Here is a 15,417-nt window from a genome sequence, read left to right as displayed (position 1 = left end):
CAGGCTCAGTGGGGGACTTACGTTGCCCTCAGTCGGCCCTTGCCCGGTATTCCAGAAGGCAGCCAGCAGAAACGGACTGCCTGGCGACGCAGGGAAAAGACGGAGATCAGCTGGGGCACTTGCCCCCTCGCGTTCGGACACGACGCCGAGTTGCTCCAGCTGGTTTTCGTCGAAGCAGGGGGAGGAGTCAAAGGATGGTTGCCGACTACATCCTCGAATGCGGTCATTGGGAGGAACTGCCCGCGACCGACGAGATGCTCAGCGCGGACCCCAAGACGGTGGACGGGTACGTCTGGTGCACCGCGTGCAGGGACTGGCAGCTCGTGATCGAGCGAGCCGATCCGGCAGACGTCGAGGTCGCGTCATGACGATCACCGACTCGACGCCGCGGACTCACACCTCGAGCCCGGCTTCGTCGACCGACGAACCTGAGGAGAAGTACGGCCCGCTGATGCATGTGGCTGCGGCCGCGATCGGGGCCATCGTCGCCGTGCCGATCATCTGGGCGGTGTCGCTCCTGCACGACACGACGATTCCAGTCCTCATGCTCGCGCGTGATGTCGGTGCCAACCAGAAAATCGCCGAGCCGGACTTGGCCACCGTCGAGCTCGAACCTGACAACGGTGTGCGATTCCTCAGGGCGGCTGACCGCGCCACCGTGCTGGGGCGTGGGCTTGCGGTCGGCCTGACCGAGGGCACGATCCTGACTACCAGTGACCTGACCTCCGGGTGGTCCGCGGGACCTGGAGCCCATGTCATCGGTCTTCGGGCCACTGGAGCCCAGCGCCCCGCCCAGCCTCTGCGGCCTGGGACGCCGGTCTGCGTCTGGCTGCCGACGGCGAAAGCCCCATGTGGCGGCGAAGGGTCGTTCCAGGCCCGCGTCGCCGAGGTCGGCCGAGCGGACCAGGACGGAATGGTGGTGGTCGACGTGATCGTGAACTCGGCGCACCTTGAGAAGGCGCTGGCGGCGACCGGCGGCAACGCGGTCATCAGTCTGATCGGAGCATGACGATGAGCCGTGAATGGAAATCATCAGGAGAATCAGCGCGGCCAAATCACAACGAGAAGGACGCGTGCTCGATGAAATGTCTTCGTATTTCGGTGCTGTCGATGGTCATGATCGCTGCGACGAGCTGTTCCAACGGCGGAACACCTGCGCCGACCTCGGAGACGCCGCCGCCGACTTCGTCGAGCTCGGCGCTCCCACCGTCGCCAGAAGAAACCGCCAAGCAGGCAGCGCTCGCCGCGTACGCCGGCTACTGGACGACGAGCACGGCTGCGGAGAAAGACCCGCGAGCCAAGGACTGGCGACAAGACCTTTCCCAGTACCTCGTTGATCCCGAACTGACCAAGCACCTGGCGGAAATCCAGAACCTCGCTTCCGTACCAGCGCATATGGAAGGCGACTACGGACGAGCCCCGGTCGTGACCGACGTATCGCTGAAGGAGACCGATCCGCGCGTCAAGATCACCGACTGCCTCGACCGGACACAGCTCCACCTCATCAGCGACAAGCCCAGCGACAACCGCAAGGTCTTGGACAACCCAGACCAGCCGCGACGTTACGAGTTCCGTGCGGAAGTCGTCCGCTACGCCACCTTGGACAACCGCTGGCTTGTCCAAGTCGTTCAAGCACAACTGGACAAGCCATGCTGAAACACACGTGTCTGCTCGTCGCGCTGGCGATGACGTGCGGACTGCACCCGACAGCAGCTCGAGCCGATGGACCCGGCGGATGCAAATCAGCCGGCGTCCGAGGGACCTGCTGGGTAGACGCCACCGACCCGGGCCGCCCAGGTGCAGGAACCGGAAGCCAGCCGGGCAAAGGCGGAAGCAAGGGCGGCTCCGGCCCGCAATGCCCGCTGATGGAGATCCCGCAACCCGGCGCCGGCGATCCGATGTGGGCGGGCCGCGACCCCGCCAAAGGCCGCCTCATGGTGCAGATCTGCGGTGTTGGTGGGCCTGGCGGCGGAACTATCGGTGACCCGCGCGTCGTCTACGTCGCCAATGGCGGCGGACCGGTGGTCCCACAGGTTTCGCCCGCCGAGCTCGCTCAGCGCGCGATCGAGCAGATGGGGCTCTCCGCGCCGGACATCAAGCTGGCGCCGCCCGCGGATTCACCGCACGGGGCGACGATCGGCTTCCCGGTGTGGATGTGGACCGCGCGCAGCGAGGCGACGACCGGCCCGGTCACCCGCACGGCGAGCGCGGGCGCGATCAGCGTGACGGCGACGGCGAAGCTGGCGCGGATCACCTGGTCGATGGGTGACGGCTCGGCGGTGAGCTGCGGTCCGGGCACTCCGTTCACAGAGGACCGCGCCGGCCAGCCGTCGCCGACCTGCGGCCACATCTACCTCAAGAAGGCAGCCGCTGGCGCGTTCGGCATCGCCGCGACCAGTCACTGGGAGATCAGCTGGTCCGGAGGCGGCCAGTCCGACTTCCAGACGATGGCTCTCACCGCGAACGCCCAACTGCCGGTGCGGGAGATCCGCACCCTCAATGTCCAGGGAGGCTGACCATGCTGACCACCACGAAGGCGCCGGAAGCTGGAGTTTCGTCCGCTGACGCGCAGCTTCCGGCGCCGCCTTCGCCTCGACCGCTCCGTCGACGCCCGTCGAAGGTGCTGATCCTGATCGGCCTCTTGCTGGCTGCACTCTGCGCCGCGGGCGCGGTGTTCGTCTACCGGAACAAAGACCTGCTCGTCTCCGTGGTCGGCGTCGCAAGCACCGTCCGCTACGGGCAGACGATCCCCGAAAATGCACTGCGTGAGGTTCAGGTCCGGCCGGATCCGGGCCTGTCGCCCGTGCGGTGGGACCAGCGATCCCGGTTGGTGGGGAAGAGGGCCACCACGGACCTCCTGCCCGGCGCAGTCGTCACCGAGCAGGTGGTCAAGGATGCCTTGCCCCCAGTGCAGGGCCAGCAGCTGGTGGGCGTCGCGGTCAAGGCGGCTCAACTTCCGGCGACACCCTTGGAGCCACGGCAGGCGGTGCTTCTTGTCCCGTCGAGCCAGGCCGGCGCGGGCGCGGAGCCGTGGGAACCGGTGCGCGGCACGGTTACCCGCGTAGGGGACCGGGACCAGTCTGGAATCCGCGTGGTCGACGTGGTGGTGCCTGAGCGGTCTGGGCCGCAGGTAGCCACGAAGGCCTCGACCGGCGGCGTCGCGATCGTGCTGCTTCCGGGGAGTTGACGAGTCATGTTGATCTCGCTCGCTTCGTTGTGTGGCAGTCCCGGCGTGTCGGCGGCCGCGCTCGCACTGGCCTGGACCTGGCCGCGGCACGCGATGGTCGCCGAATGCGACCCTGCGGGCGGGCGAGGCTTGGCGGTGTTCGATCCGAACGGCGCGCTCGGCCGACGCGGGATATTCGAAGCGATGCTCGCGGCCCGGACGGTACCGGTGCAGCAGGCCGTCTGGCGCCAGGCGATCACCTTGCCGGACGGCACCGGCACCCATTTCTTGTTGCCTGGCGCGCATTCGCGCCGCGAGGCGGAAAGCTTGCAGTGGCAGCGGCTGGGGCCCGCGTTCCGGGAACTGGATCCGATGGACGTGCTCGCGGATTGCGGCAGGCTCCGCTCGCGGGGAACGCCGCACGCCGTGCTCGCGACGTCGGACTTGACCGTGCTGCTGGTACGCAACGACCGCCATTCACTGCGCGCGGTCGTGTCCTCTATGGACATCGTGCGCGAGGAGCTAGGCCTGGTCGGAACCGCTGACGATGGTCTGGTGATCGTCCTGGTCGGCGCGACGCACGGGTTCACGCTGTCGGAGATTCGCAGCCAGGTAGCGGTGCCAGTGCTCGGCGAGCTGCCGTGGCACCCGGCGACGGCCAAGGCGTTCACCGAGACTTTCAACCCGGGCAGCAAGTTCGAGGCGTCGCCACTTCTCACACGAGCCCGCGAACTCGCCGGAGAAGTCGGCCGCCGCGCGCTGGCGCGGTCGCGCCGCATCCAGCGCGCCACACGTGTCGAGACGACCGCACGGGCAGGGCGGTTACAGCCGCACCGGGAGCCGGTTCCCGCGCACCAGCTGACGCCGATTCCGCGGCCGCCTGTCGCGCAGGGAGGTGCGCATGTCGTCTGAACTCATCGAGCGCAACGGCTTCGACGATGCCGACGAGCTGGTGGATCGGGTGCAGCAGAAGCTGGCGCTCCGCGTGCAGGACGAGCTGACCCGCCGCGACGGCCCTGTCGTCGACGGCGTGGAACGTGCCGTCGCAGGCAAGCTCATCGACGCCGTTATGTCCGAGGTCATCGAAGGCTGGGTGGTGCAGGGACGGCCGTTCCCTGGTCCGGACCAGGAGTGGGCCGTCAAGGAAGCCGTCATGGCCGAGATGTTCGGTCTCGGACGGCTGGAACCGCTGCTCGCCGACGGCGAGGTCGAGAACATCGACATCATCGGCAACGAGCCAGCGTGGCTTTCCTATGGCGATGGACGTGTGATGCGCGGTCCGCGGGTGGCTCCGACCGATGAGGCGCTGGTGCGGTGGCTGCAGCGGCTGGCCACGCGGCACAGCCGCACGGAGCGTTCGTTCAACGGCGCCCATCCGCTGCTCAACATGGAGTTGCCCGGCGGGGAACGTCTGGCCGCGGTGATCGACGTGACCGATCGCCCGCACGTCTCCATCCGCCGCCACCGCTTGCCCGCGGCCAGCCTCGAGGACCTCCGCGGCAAAGGCGTGCTGTCCACCGCGCAGCTTGCGCTGCTGCGAGCGGCGATCCGCGCGGAGAAGAACATCGTGATCTGCGGTCGGCAGAAGGCGGGCAAGACAACCCTGCTCCGAGCTCTGTGCTGGGAAATCCCCGCCGACGAGCGATTCGCCACCGTGGAAACCGAGTTCGAGCTCGGCTTGCACCGCTACCGCGATCGCTTCCCCGCGGTGGTGCCGTTCGAACAGCGCGAAGGCAACTCCGAGCGCATGGAGAACGGACGACCGGTCGGCGGAATCGACCTGCCACAGCTCGTGTGGCATTCCCTGCGCATGCACACCACGCGGATCATCGTCGGCGAGGTACGTGGCCGGGAGATCATCCCGATGCTCGACGCGTTGTCCACCGGCGGCGCCGGATCGCTGTCCACTCTGCACGCTCGCGCCGCCGGCGACGCCATCAACCGGATGGCCCGGCTGTGCCTGGAAGGCAACACCGCCTGGACACCGGAGCTGGCTTTCGACACGGTCGCGCACACGATCGACTTGATCGTGCACCTGGATCTCGTGCGAACCCAGGACAGCCTCGACCGCTACATCTCCGAGATCATCTCCGTCGAAGCCGGTGAGTACGGCCGACCAGCACGCACCTACCTCTTCCAGCCCGAGCCCGACGGCCGCAGGTCCATCCCCACCGGCAACCTGCCCACCGACATCGCCGACTACGAACGCGCTGGATTCGACCGGAACTGGCTGACCCGCGGAGGCGACGGCGACTGGATGCTCAACCAGTCGGGAGTTCGTGGTGGCTGAACTCGTTCTCGCTGTTCTCGGCGCCGGTTTCGGGGGCGGCCTCACGCTGGCTGTCGCCGGCTTCTACGGCCGAGACGTCTCAGATAAGTCCGCGTTCCGTCGGAGGCCGATCTCGGTTTGGAGGGCTCGCCGCTCCCGCCGCGACGTTCGCCTCCGGTGGATGGTCGCCGCGGCAGTCGGCGCCGCAGTGTGGCTGGTGACAGGCTGGCCGGTCGCGGGCATCGCTGTCACCACGCTCGTCGCCTTCCTTCCGTGGTTGTTCGCAGCAGGCACGATCGCCGCCGAGCGGATCGAACAGCTCGAAGCCCTCGAGGACTGGCTGCGCCACCTCGCTGACGTCATGGGCCCCGGCAACATCGGCCTGGTCAGCGCCATCACGGGCTCCGCACACGACGTGCCGCCCAGGATCGCCAGCGCGGTCACCACCTTGGCGCAACGCCTGCGGACCTGGGACGTCCAGGCCGCGCTCCTGGCCTTCGCCGACGAGATCGACGACCAGATCGGCGACGCCGCAGCCGCCGGACTCTGCGTGGCCTACCAGCAAGGATCCGGCGTCGCCGACCTCCTCAAGACCCTCGCGACGCAGGTCGCCGAGGAAGTCACCGCGCGCCGCGCCACCGAAGCCGAACGCGCCCGCCGCCGATCGACCGCGCGAATCCTGCTCGGCATGTGGGCGGCCATGTTCACCGGCTTCGCCGTGTTCGGCAGCACCACCTACATCTCGGCGTACAACACCGCCATCGGCCAGATCGTCCTCGCCGTCATCCTCGGCATGGTCGGCGCCTCCGCGGTCTGGCTGCGCCAGCTCGGGATCGAGCCCCGCGCGCCGCGGTTCCTCGTTGCGAGCCCAGGGAGGAAGCCGTGAACCCCCTCGTGCTGTTGATTCTGCTGTCCATCGGCACCGCCGCCGGGCTCACGCTGGTAGTAGCCGCCTTCATCCCGCTCCGACCTCGCCTGAGCGACGTCTTGCGCGACCGCGACCTGCTCGCCGTCACTGCGGGCGGCTCGACGAACCGGGTCATGCAGCTGGCGGGCCGACTTCGGCTCACCGTGCCCGAGACCGACCTCGATCTTGTCGGCCTGAGTCGAGAATCCTTCGTCCTGCAGCGCATCGGTTTCGCTCTTGGTGGCGCGCTGTGGATTCCGCTTCTGGCCTGGATCCTGGAGTTCGCCGACGTCGCACCGCCCTTGTTCCTCACCGGTATGGCGTCCCTCGGCGCCGCCTTCGTCGGCTGGACGTTGCCGCCAGTGCTGCTCAAAGGAAAGGTGACGCGGGCGCGCGCGGCGTTCAAAGGCGCCCTCGCCTCCTACTGCCAGCTCGTCGCACTGGGACGCCTCGGCGACCGCGGGCCCGCCGAGGCGATGCGTTACCCCGCGCTGCTCGGATCGGGCTGGGGATTCCGGCGCATCCAGATCGCCATCGACGAAGCCGCCTTGCGCGGCGAGATGCCGTGGGACGGCCTGCAACGGCTCGCGGAATCTATGGGCGTGCGCGAGCTCAAAGACCTCGGCCACATCATCACCAACGCCGGACAGGGCGGAGCAAGCATCGTGGACACCTTGCGCGCCAAAGCATCCTCCCTCACCCAGCAGCAACTCGCCGCTCAGAAGGCCGGGTCGTCGATCCGATCCGACCGCATGGACATGCCGGTCGCCGTCATGGGCCTGGCCTTCATCGGCTTCCTGGCCTTCCCCGGCATCTACACCCTGCTCGGCGGATAGAGGAGAAAATCATGCTCATCACGAAGCTGTACCTCGCCATGCTGGCCGTCGGCCAGTTCCTTCACGAGCGCGGCGCGCAGTTCGCGCGCGAGAGCGAACGCGGCGACGAGAACATCACCAAGGTGTTCTACGCCGTCCTCGGCGTCACCGTCGCCACCCTCATCGCTGCCGCGGTCACGGCGTTCGTCAACGGCAAACTACCGCTGATCGGCGGCCAATGAACCGCGTCGCTGCGCTGCACGGCGAACGTGGCGACGAGAACCTCGCGGCGGTCTACGTCTTCGGCGCGCTGCTGTTCTTCACCTGGGCCGTGTTCCAGGCCGTCGCGGTGTTCCTCGGCAGCAATGTCGCACTGGAGGCGGCCCGCGACGGCGTCAACGCAGCGAGGCTTCCACCGGTCGACACCGCGGTCGCGGAGATCCGCGCTCGCGACTACACCAGTCGCGTGATGGTCGGCTGGCTCACCAACGTCGCCGCTCGCGCCTCCGTCGACGGCCAGAACGTCACCGTGACGGTCAGCGCGGACGCCGCGTCCTTCTTGCCGTTCCTGCGCTTCCCAGTCAGCCAGACCGCGTCAGCGCCGATCGAACAGCTCGAATCATGACCACCCGACTTCACGATCTCCGCCACAGCGAACGCGGCGACATGAACATCGAGGTCGCCATCGGCGCCACCGCGCTCGTTGTCCTTTTCGGACTCGCCATCGCCGCCATGCGCGTCGAAACTGCTGAATCCGCTGTCGACGAGGCCGCTCGCGCCGCGGCCCGGACCGCCTCACTCGCCCACGACGGTGACGCCGCAGTGGCGGGGGCGGAACAACGCGCCCGTGCCGTGCTGGCCGAGCAGCGCTTGGCGTGCGCGGTCCTCGACGTCGCGGTCGACGCGAGCGATTTCGCTAAACCGCTCGGTGAAACCGGCTACGTCACCGCGACCGTCACCTGCGACATCCCACTCGGCAGCCTGCTCATCCCCGGGATCGGCGGTACCAAGACAGCCAGATCCGAGTTCCGTTCACCGATCGACAAGTACGGGGCCCGCCGATGAAGCAGATCATTCGGGACGAGCGTGGCTCGGCATCAGTCTGGCTGGTCGGCCTTAGCGTCGTCCTGGCGATAGCCATCGGCGGCGCGGTCGACGGCAGCCGCAAAGCCCAAGCCCACTCCCACGCCACCGCCGTCGCCGAGGAAGCCGCCCGCGCCGCCGCCCAAGCCCTGCGCGCTCACGCCCTCGCGACCGGGGTCGATGCCGATCTCAACCCCGATCTCGCCGCCGCCGAGGGGCGCCGCTACCTCGCCGCCACCGGCGCGTCCGGCACCGTGTCCGTCGAGGGTGGCCGTGTCAGCGTCGACACCACCGTCACCCGGTCGACGATCTTCCTCGGCATGATCGGTATCGCCGAGTTCACTGTCCACGGCCATGGCACCGCCGACCTCATCTCCGCCGGCTGAAGGAGGCGGATGACCATGCGCATCCTCGGACGAGCTATTCGGTGCTGTGTCTCAGTCTCCGTCGTTCTCGCGTTGGTCGCGATACCGCCCGTCCTGCTCTGGGTCACACGGACGGCGTTCATACCCGATCACGTCCCCTCGCCGAACGAACTGCTGAGCTGGTTCACCGACCGGGACACCGGACAAGTCTTCGTCGCCGTCCTCGCGTTGGCTGGTCTGATCGCCTGGCTGCAACTGCTTGTCGCGCTCGCCTTGGAAGTCGGCGGGCGCCTGCGGGGCACGCAGGTACCGCGACTGCCAGGGTTCGGCTGGGCCCAGAAACTCGCCGCCGCGGTCCTGCTCGCACTCGTCACCGGTACGGCAACCGCTGCGGCGTCACCTAGCCCGCCACCAGCTCCGCCTGCCGCCAGCGCGCCGCCCACTGCGGGCAACGTCAGCGCTCAATTCCCACAACCGGAAGCCCCGCCGGTCCACGTGGTTCAGCCCGGCGAGTCGCTGATGCAGATCGCTGCGGACCGGCTCGGTGACGAAAACAGGTACCAGGAGATCTTCCAGCTCAACAAGGATCGCCGCCAGCCCGACGGCCGCGCCCTGCGTGATGTCGGTCTGCTGAGGCCCGGCTGGACCCTCAACCTCCCGCCAGACGCCACCGAACCCTGCGCCGAGGTGACCGTCAAGGGCGGCGACACCTTGTCGAAGGTCGCTCGCGAGCACCTCGGAGACGCTCGCCGGTACCCGGAAATCTTCACCCTCAACAAAGACCGCCCCCAACCCAACGGGCACCCGATCACCGACCCGAACCGAATCCACCCCGGTACGGTCCTGCGGCTGCCTAGCGGTCTACGCCCGGCAGGGGGAGCAGCAGCGCCATCCGGTCAGCCGCAGGGAGGTACCGCCGAGGCGATCGCCGGCGGCTTGCCGCCAGCAGCCTCTGGCTGCGGGCCGACGACCCCGCCCTCGGGACGTTCCGTACCGGAACCGCAGAAATCCCAACCGCCAGAGCCCAGCCCGGCTGTGCCAGAAAAGAGCCCGAGCCCTACGACTGCCGCGTCGTCGACTCGGCCAGCTGACACCACCACGTCGAAGGACGCCTCTGTTCCGTGGGGCCAGATTGGCATCGGCGGCCTGCTCGCGGCGGGGATCCTCGCTGCTCTGGGTACGCGTCGCAGGCTCGCCCAGCGCAAACGCCGCCCCGGCCATCGCATGCAGCGCCCCGACACACCAGGCAACGTCGAAACGGCCCTCCGTGCGACCGAACAGCCAGGCACCGTCGAGCTGCTCAACCGCTCACTCCGCACGCTCGCCGACCACATCCGTCAAGCCGACGAGAGCCTTCCCGCAATCAGTTCGGTCATCATCGGATCGAACGGCATCACCGTGCGTCCCGCCCAACCCGGACCACCGCCTGCGCCGTTGCTGGGCTCGCAAACAGAGTGGGTGTTCGATCCCGACGTGCCACTGCTCGACCACGACCAGCTCGAAGCAGTACCCGCACCGTATCCGGCGCTGATCTGCCTGGGACACAACGCTGATCGTGAACTCGTGCTGGTCAATCTCGAGCACATCGGCGCCATCACCTTGCGCGGCGAATCTGACGAGGTCGAAGCCGTGCTCGAGGCCATTGCGTGGAACATCTCGGCAGCAGCGTGGGCCGATCACCTAGTCACCACTCTCGTCGGCTTCGGCAACATCACCGCCGCGCACAATCCGGATCGTCTGCGCTATGCCGAGACCGTCGACGCCGCGCTCGATGTTTTCGAGCGCCGCGCACACGAGGTCGCCGACGGTCTGCGCGCCGCAGGGCTCGCCTCCGTCGACGCCGCGCGAGGCAACGACCTGGCCGAAGACACCTGGACTCCAGAGATCATCCTGTCGGCACGCCCCTTCACCGCAAGCCAGCAAGAGAGGCTTGCTGCTCTTGTGGAGTCCGGTGGCGTTGCAACCAGCCTGGCCGCGATCATCACCGTCGACGACACCGCGAACCCATTCCCCGGAGCGTGGGAACTGGACCTGGGCGCGACGCCGACGCATATCGAGGCTCTGGGAGCCGACGTCGAACTGCAGCGCCTCGGTACCGCTGACGTGCACGAGCTGATCGCCATGTTCGCGGCCGCGGACGCCGCCGTGCAGGTACCCGCCGAGGACTTCCGCAACATCCCACCCGAACCCACTGAGATTCCCGAAACTCTGGATGCCGACCAGGTTCTCGCGCCTTGCCCGTCGACGGTCGATGTGCCGGCCGAGCACGAAGACCCGACGGTGCCGGAGATCCGGCTGCTTGGACCGGTCCGTCTGTGCAATCTCGACATCGGCAAGGTCGAATCGAAGAAGCTCAACCGGCTCGTCGAACTCGCAGCCTTTCTCGTCCTGCGTTCCGGAGCCACGGCCGACGAGATCTCCCGCCAGCTGGGTACCGAGACCCAGCCTTGGTCTGCGGCCACTCGCCAGGCGTACATTTCGCGCCTGCGCACCTGGCTCGGCCGCGACCACGACGGTGACCTGTACTTGCCCAACGTCGCCACCAAGCCGGGCGGCTACCGATTGTCCGACACGATCGGCTGCGACTGGCACCGCTTCCAACGGTTGGCCAACCGCGGCCTCAACGAGGACCCGGCCCGCCGCTTGACGTACCTTCAGCGCGCGCTCGACCTGGTCGAAGGCATGCCGTTCAGCAACATTTCCCAAGGCAGGTACGCCTGGAGCACCTGGCTGCAACGAGACATGATCGATGCCATCGTCGACGTCGCCCACGCAGTCGCCGATGCCCACCAACGAGCCGGGAATCTCACCGCCGCTCGCGCCGCCCTCGCGAAAGGTCTGCAAGCCGAGCCCGTCAGCGAGATCCTCTATCGCGACCTGCTACGCGTCGAATACCGAGCCGGAAACCTCAACGCGGTCAAGGAAGCAGCTGACAAACTCGCCGAACTCGCTGCCGCGCTCGACGTCGAACTCGACGAGAACACCAGCGAGCTCATCCGCACGCTCCTTGAACCGCGATACCGCGCATCGACGCGGTAGTTCGCCAAGGACCATGAATAGTCTCGTGTCGGCGGGGAGGACGATCGCTACTGTCGTTTTCCAACGGCCTAGGTAAGTATTAGCGAGACCGATCCCCGTATCGGACCGCGATCACTTTCACACCAGTCGTAGCGTGGGCCGTTCGTCAACCTGACCGAGTAGTAGCCGTAGGCGCGGGATCTTCCACTGGAGTTGGCGGGCGAGACTGGTGAGCGTGAGCAGATTGTGGTCTTGGGCAAGGTCAAAAGCTTTGCCAAGGAGGCTCGCGGTCTCACCGGGGAAGCCGTTGACCTTCTGAGGTGCGAACAGGCCAACGGTGTGGAGCTGGTTCAGCCGTTGGTAGGCGCGGCGAGCGCTCGCATCAGATATGAGTCCGAGTTCACGGGAGCGATAGATTAGAGACTTGATCGACACACCCCAAGTGCGGCTAAGTTCGTCGAGTTTCTGTAGGTCCACGCGTGCGGGAAGCAGGTCCTTGATGACTGCTGCGGGGGTGAGCAACTCGGCGGCGAACTGGTTGGCTTCGCGCTCCTGCTGAGGGTCGCCAGGGACGCTGTTGCGGTGGAGCAGCAGATGGCCCAGTTCGTGGGCAGCGGTGAAGCGGTGCCTGTAGACGTCGTCACCGCGGTCGGGCGTAAGCACGACCAGCGGTCGAGGCAGGTGTGAGGTTGAGAATGCGTCAATGCGGGCGGTCTCCTCGCCAGCAAAAGGCACTGTGGTGACGATGATCCCGCGAGTTTCCATCGTCCTGACTAGGTGCGGAATCCGTTCCCGACCAAGGCGCCATCGAGTGCGCAGAACCCGGGCCGCGGTCGCCGGATCGGTTGAAAACTCGGTGTTTTCGAGGCTGGAAGTGTCGAACCCGGGCAGATCAACCTTGGGCAGTCGAACATGTTGGTCGAGAGCATGCGCGAGCTCCCAAACCTGCTCGACAAATGCGATGGCTTTTGCCCTCTGCGCGGCTCGGGTCGAACGCAGACTGCGGAAATGCGCAGTGGAGGCGTCAAGTTGAGCGTGGGCGCGACCTGCGGCGAAGAACCCCAAGGGCACGTCAAGGATTTCGGCCAGATGCTGGACGTGGTCTGGGCGAGGCGGGGTGGCACGAGCCTCCCATTGGCTGACCGCGGCCGGGGTGACGCCGACCTTGGTAGCGAGCGCGGTTTTGGTCAGACCTGCCAGGCAACGTGCTTGAGTCAGCCTTGCTGCATCGAAGACACTGGCGACGGCTGCGGGAGCGACCGCGGAGTTGGCGTCACCAAGGAGGTGGAGTTGTAGTTGGTCAGTCATCGCTTCCGGTTTCCGGCGCTGGCGCCGTGGGATCAGTGTCAGGCGAAGTCAGCGGCGGGCGGATGCCCAAATCAGGTTCTTCGAGAGGGGCATCATCAAATCGTGGTCCGCCGGAGCCGAGCCTGGCGGGCAGAGGAACTGGGCGAACGGGGCCAACGTCGGCACTTCTACCTTTCTGACCGAAGTCCTTCAGAGGTAGCTCTTCGCGGTATGACCAGCGCAGGTGTCCATCCTCATCGGCCTGAGTTGCATCGCCCCAATAGACACGCAGAAGACCAGACTGCGGACTGCTCGCGTAAGCGATCAGGACCATCCCCCCAGCGGTGGCCATCTCCTTTAGCAGGTTGGCGAGCTCTTCGTACTCGGCGCGCAGTTCTTCCTCTGACATGCTCGCTTGCTCGATTGTCCCTTGTGGATCGGGAACCTCCGGGTTCAAGCCCAACAGCGCGCTTCGTACCTCCGACATGCGCATCTTGGCGTCATCGACATTTGCCCGCAAATCGTTCCCGTAGCGCCACGGGTACAGGATCGCGTTCTGTTCACCCACCACCGCTAGTCGATAACGCGCACCCTTGGGCTTGATCTGGCGAACGCCGTCGATGTCCTTAACCCGATCGACCAGTTCTTCGTGCTGGGTCTGCCAGATGTGTCCGTAGATGTCGTTCGTGGTCAGGCCCATTGCTAGGTGGCCAAGAAATGCCCGCTCGTGTGCTGCCTGCAACGCGGCTGGAATGGCTTGGTAGAGCTCCACTGCGGCGTGGCCGAACCTCATCTGAGCCCACGACGACGGCGATACGAAGTTGCTCATCGAACCTCCGACCACAGTGTCCAGACAGCTTACGTTCTGAACGATGCCACCTTTCTATCACTTAAGATATCGACATGTCTAGCGCACTTGCTGGCGTCGGAGCTTCGACCATGATAGTGGATCAACTCCGCCTGGGTGCCTCCAGGCGTGGCCAGGAGCCAAGAATCAGCCCCCACGTCGCTGCTGGCCAGCGGGCTGATCGTTGACGCCTTATCGTGCCGATTTGGTGGACTGAACCCGTCGCGAGCAAGTGACGCGGCCTTCCTGACCGCAACGACGGACTGATCGTTCAGCGCGTGGCGGCGAGCGTGACCGTGGATCGCACGGCTTCCCAGACCGCGTCGCGGCGGCGGCCGCCGATCGTGTGGCCGCGTGCGCGGATCCCATCGAGCAGTCGGTCACGGGAGAGCCGGTCGCCGAGTTCGATCAGGACCTCATGGGCGACTGGCAGGACGTCGTCGATGTCAGGTTCGGTCGCCGCAGAGCCCGGCCCTAGATACCGGCGGCCGGGTCGCGCGTAGGCGACCGATGGCGACCGATCGCTGTCGTCGACTGAGCGGTTGGTATCTGTCTGTGGCTGTGACAGTGGCTCGGGCTCCAGCCGGGGCACGGATTCGGCGGTGGTCGGTGACAGGTCGTCGGTCGCGACCGGCTCGGCGGCCTTGAGTCGTGACCGGCCGGAAAGGATGCTGTGCAGTCGGTTGCCCCGCTGTATCGGGGAGTCCGTGTGTGGAGGGCGGACCTGCCCGCTGGGTGTCGCCGTGATCGGCGAGGGTGAGGTGGTGCGGGCCAGTTCGGCGTGGTCGAGCCGACGGGTGACGAAGCGGCGCTCTTTGCGGCCGAATGTCCGTTTGGCTCGGCGCCAGGCGCGACGGGCGTCGTGGTCGGCGAGGGCGAGCGACCATGCCTCGGTCGCGTCGGTCAGCCCGAGGCGAAGGGCGGCCGACGCCGCACGACCGGTCGTGACCGGGAACCGGAGCCAGCGCGCGCATCCGAACCTCGGTCGTCGCGGTGGAAGCCGGTCGGCATGGCGCTGGCGGTGAGCCTGCCGTTCGCGCAGTTCCCACCCGGCGACCGAAGCGACCGACAGCAAAGCGAAGACCGCCCCGGTTACCCCTGGCTTTGTCCAGTCGGGTGATCCGTGCCGGTAGTTCACCGCCGCCGCGGCCGCCACGACGGCCCACATCCCGGCTCGGTACAGCGCGGTCGAGTCATCGGCTGACCGGGCCTTGTGCGCGAGACCTGCGAGGGAAAGCCCCAGCGACTCCAGCGACGAAGCGACCATGCCGCACAGGAGAACCGGGAGACCCGCTGCGCGCATGGCGTCGAACTGGAACCACCACGCCGACGTGGTCGCCGCGAGAATGGGAGCAGCGATAAGCAGTTCCCCTGTGGTGAGGCAGAACCCGCGGGCCATCTGAACCGCGCGACCGGCTCGCTGGAGGCGACGCTCCCGGCGACGCCGTGTGCACCGGGCACGTTCCTGACGCCGGTGCTTCTTCCTGGCGAGTCGGCGTTCGTTCTGCTGTTCTTTGAGCTTGTGGCGTCGTTCGGTCAGGTCGAGCTCCGCGGCGCGTTCAGCGATGCGGAGCTCTGCGCGGTCGCGTTGCCGTCCTGCTCGGGTACCGACGGTCACGGTCGTCGAATCCGGAAGGACACGCGAGTCGATCATGGTCAT

General features: G+C 67.0%; 17 protein-coding genes. 14 read left to right on the top strand and 3 right to left on the bottom strand.

What is annotated here, in order from left to right:
• Nucleotides 1-194 precede the first annotated feature (194 nt).
• The 14 genes from AB5J62_RS23225 to AB5J62_RS23160 all read left to right on the top strand — a co-directional run bounded on the left by AB5J62_RS23225 (nt 195) and on the right by AB5J62_RS23160 (nt 11,644).
• Complete coding sequence (locus AB5J62_RS23225; RefSeq protein ID WP_370942025.1) at nt 195-368, top strand: hypothetical protein; 174 nt, start codon at nt 195-197, stop codon at nt 366-368.
• A complete protein-coding gene (locus AB5J62_RS23220; RefSeq protein ID WP_370942024.1) occupies nt 365-1,009 on the top strand; it encodes an SAF domain-containing protein in 645 nt (214 codons plus the stop codon). The genes AB5J62_RS23225 and AB5J62_RS23220 overlap by 4 nt, the downstream gene beginning before the upstream one ends.
• Nucleotides 1,006-1,656: a hypothetical protein gene (locus AB5J62_RS23215; protein ID WP_370942023.1), complete on the top strand. Its 651-nt coding sequence runs from the start codon at nt 1,006-1,008 to the stop codon at nt 1,654-1,656. Before AB5J62_RS23220 ends, AB5J62_RS23215 begins: the two co-directional genes overlap by 4 nt.
• A gap of 209 nt (nt 1,657-1,865) precedes the next feature.
• Nucleotides 1,866-2,516, top strand: a complete 651-nt coding sequence (locus tag AB5J62_RS23210; protein WP_370942022.1) for a hypothetical protein — start codon at nt 1,866-1,868, stop codon at nt 2,514-2,516.
• A 2-nt stretch (nt 2,517-2,518) separates the two neighbouring features.
• Entirely contained in the window at nt 2,519-3,187 is a 669-nt protein-coding gene (locus AB5J62_RS23205) for a flagellar biosynthesis protein FlgA (protein ID WP_370942021.1), read from the top strand.
• 6 nt (nt 3,188-3,193) lie between these two features.
• Entirely contained in the window at nt 3,194-4,078 is an 885-nt protein-coding gene (locus tag AB5J62_RS23200) for a hypothetical protein (RefSeq protein WP_370942020.1), read from the top strand.
• Nucleotides 4,068-5,456, top strand: a complete 1,389-nt coding sequence (locus tag AB5J62_RS23195) for a CpaF family protein (protein WP_370942019.1) — start codon at nt 4,068-4,070, stop codon at nt 5,454-5,456. Before AB5J62_RS23200 ends, AB5J62_RS23195 begins: the two co-directional genes overlap by 11 nt.
• Before the next feature lie 160 nt (nt 5,457-5,616).
• Nucleotides 5,617-6,321, top strand: coding sequence for a type II secretion system F family protein (locus AB5J62_RS23190; protein WP_370942018.1), 705 nt, complete (start codon nt 5,617-5,619; stop codon nt 6,319-6,321).
• On the top strand, nt 6,318-7,178 hold the full coding sequence (locus AB5J62_RS23185) for a type II secretion system protein (protein WP_370942017.1): 861 nt from the start codon (nt 6,318-6,320) through the stop codon (nt 7,176-7,178). The genes AB5J62_RS23190 and AB5J62_RS23185 overlap by 4 nt, the downstream gene beginning before the upstream one ends.
• 11 nt (nt 7,179-7,189) lie before the next feature.
• Nucleotides 7,190-7,399, top strand: coding sequence for a hypothetical protein (locus AB5J62_RS23180; protein ID WP_370942016.1), 210 nt, complete (start codon nt 7,190-7,192; stop codon nt 7,397-7,399).
• Entirely contained in the window at nt 7,396-7,782 is a 387-nt protein-coding gene (locus AB5J62_RS23175) for a hypothetical protein (protein ID WP_370942015.1), read from the top strand. Before AB5J62_RS23180 ends, AB5J62_RS23175 begins: the two co-directional genes overlap by 4 nt.
• Nucleotides 7,779-8,222 (top strand): hypothetical protein, encoded by a 444-nt coding sequence (locus AB5J62_RS23170; protein ID WP_370942014.1) that lies wholly within the window; start codon nt 7,779-7,781, stop codon nt 8,220-8,222. Before AB5J62_RS23175 ends, AB5J62_RS23170 begins: the two co-directional genes overlap by 4 nt.
• Nucleotides 8,219-8,626 (top strand): pilus assembly protein TadG-related protein, encoded by a 408-nt coding sequence (locus AB5J62_RS23165; protein ID WP_370942013.1) that lies wholly within the window; start codon nt 8,219-8,221, stop codon nt 8,624-8,626. Before AB5J62_RS23170 ends, AB5J62_RS23165 begins: the two co-directional genes overlap by 4 nt.
• A 9-nt stretch (nt 8,627-8,635) precedes the next feature.
• Nucleotides 8,636-11,644 (top strand): BTAD domain-containing putative transcriptional regulator, encoded by a 3,009-nt coding sequence (locus tag AB5J62_RS23160; protein ID WP_370942012.1) that lies wholly within the window; start codon nt 8,636-8,638, stop codon nt 11,642-11,644.
• Nucleotides 11,645-11,761: 117 nt separating this feature from the next.
• Here the strand turns inward: AB5J62_RS23160 and AB5J62_RS23155 are convergent, their stop codons facing one another.
• The 3 genes from AB5J62_RS23155 to AB5J62_RS23145 form a co-directional block, all read right to left on the bottom strand.
• On the bottom strand, nt 11,762-12,931 hold the full coding sequence (locus AB5J62_RS23155; RefSeq protein ID WP_370942011.1) for a helix-turn-helix domain-containing protein: 1,170 nt from the start codon (nt 12,929-12,931) through the stop codon (nt 11,762-11,764).
• Entirely contained in the window at nt 12,924-13,739 is an 816-nt protein-coding gene (locus AB5J62_RS23150; RefSeq protein ID WP_370942010.1) for a hypothetical protein, read from the bottom strand. The genes AB5J62_RS23155 and AB5J62_RS23150 overlap by 8 nt, the downstream gene beginning before the upstream one ends.
• Nucleotides 13,740-14,028: 289 nt before the next feature.
• Nucleotides 14,029-15,417, bottom strand: coding sequence for a DUF2637 domain-containing protein (locus AB5J62_RS23145; RefSeq protein ID WP_370942009.1), 1,389 nt, complete (start codon nt 15,415-15,417; stop codon nt 14,029-14,031).

The sequence above is a fragment of the Amycolatopsis sp. cg5 genome (assembly GCF_041346955.1).
Lineage (GTDB): Bacteria > Actinomycetota > Actinomycetes > Mycobacteriales > Pseudonocardiaceae > Amycolatopsis.
Note: the sequence above shows the minus strand (reverse complement) of the source record. Positions and strands in the feature narration are given on the sequence as shown.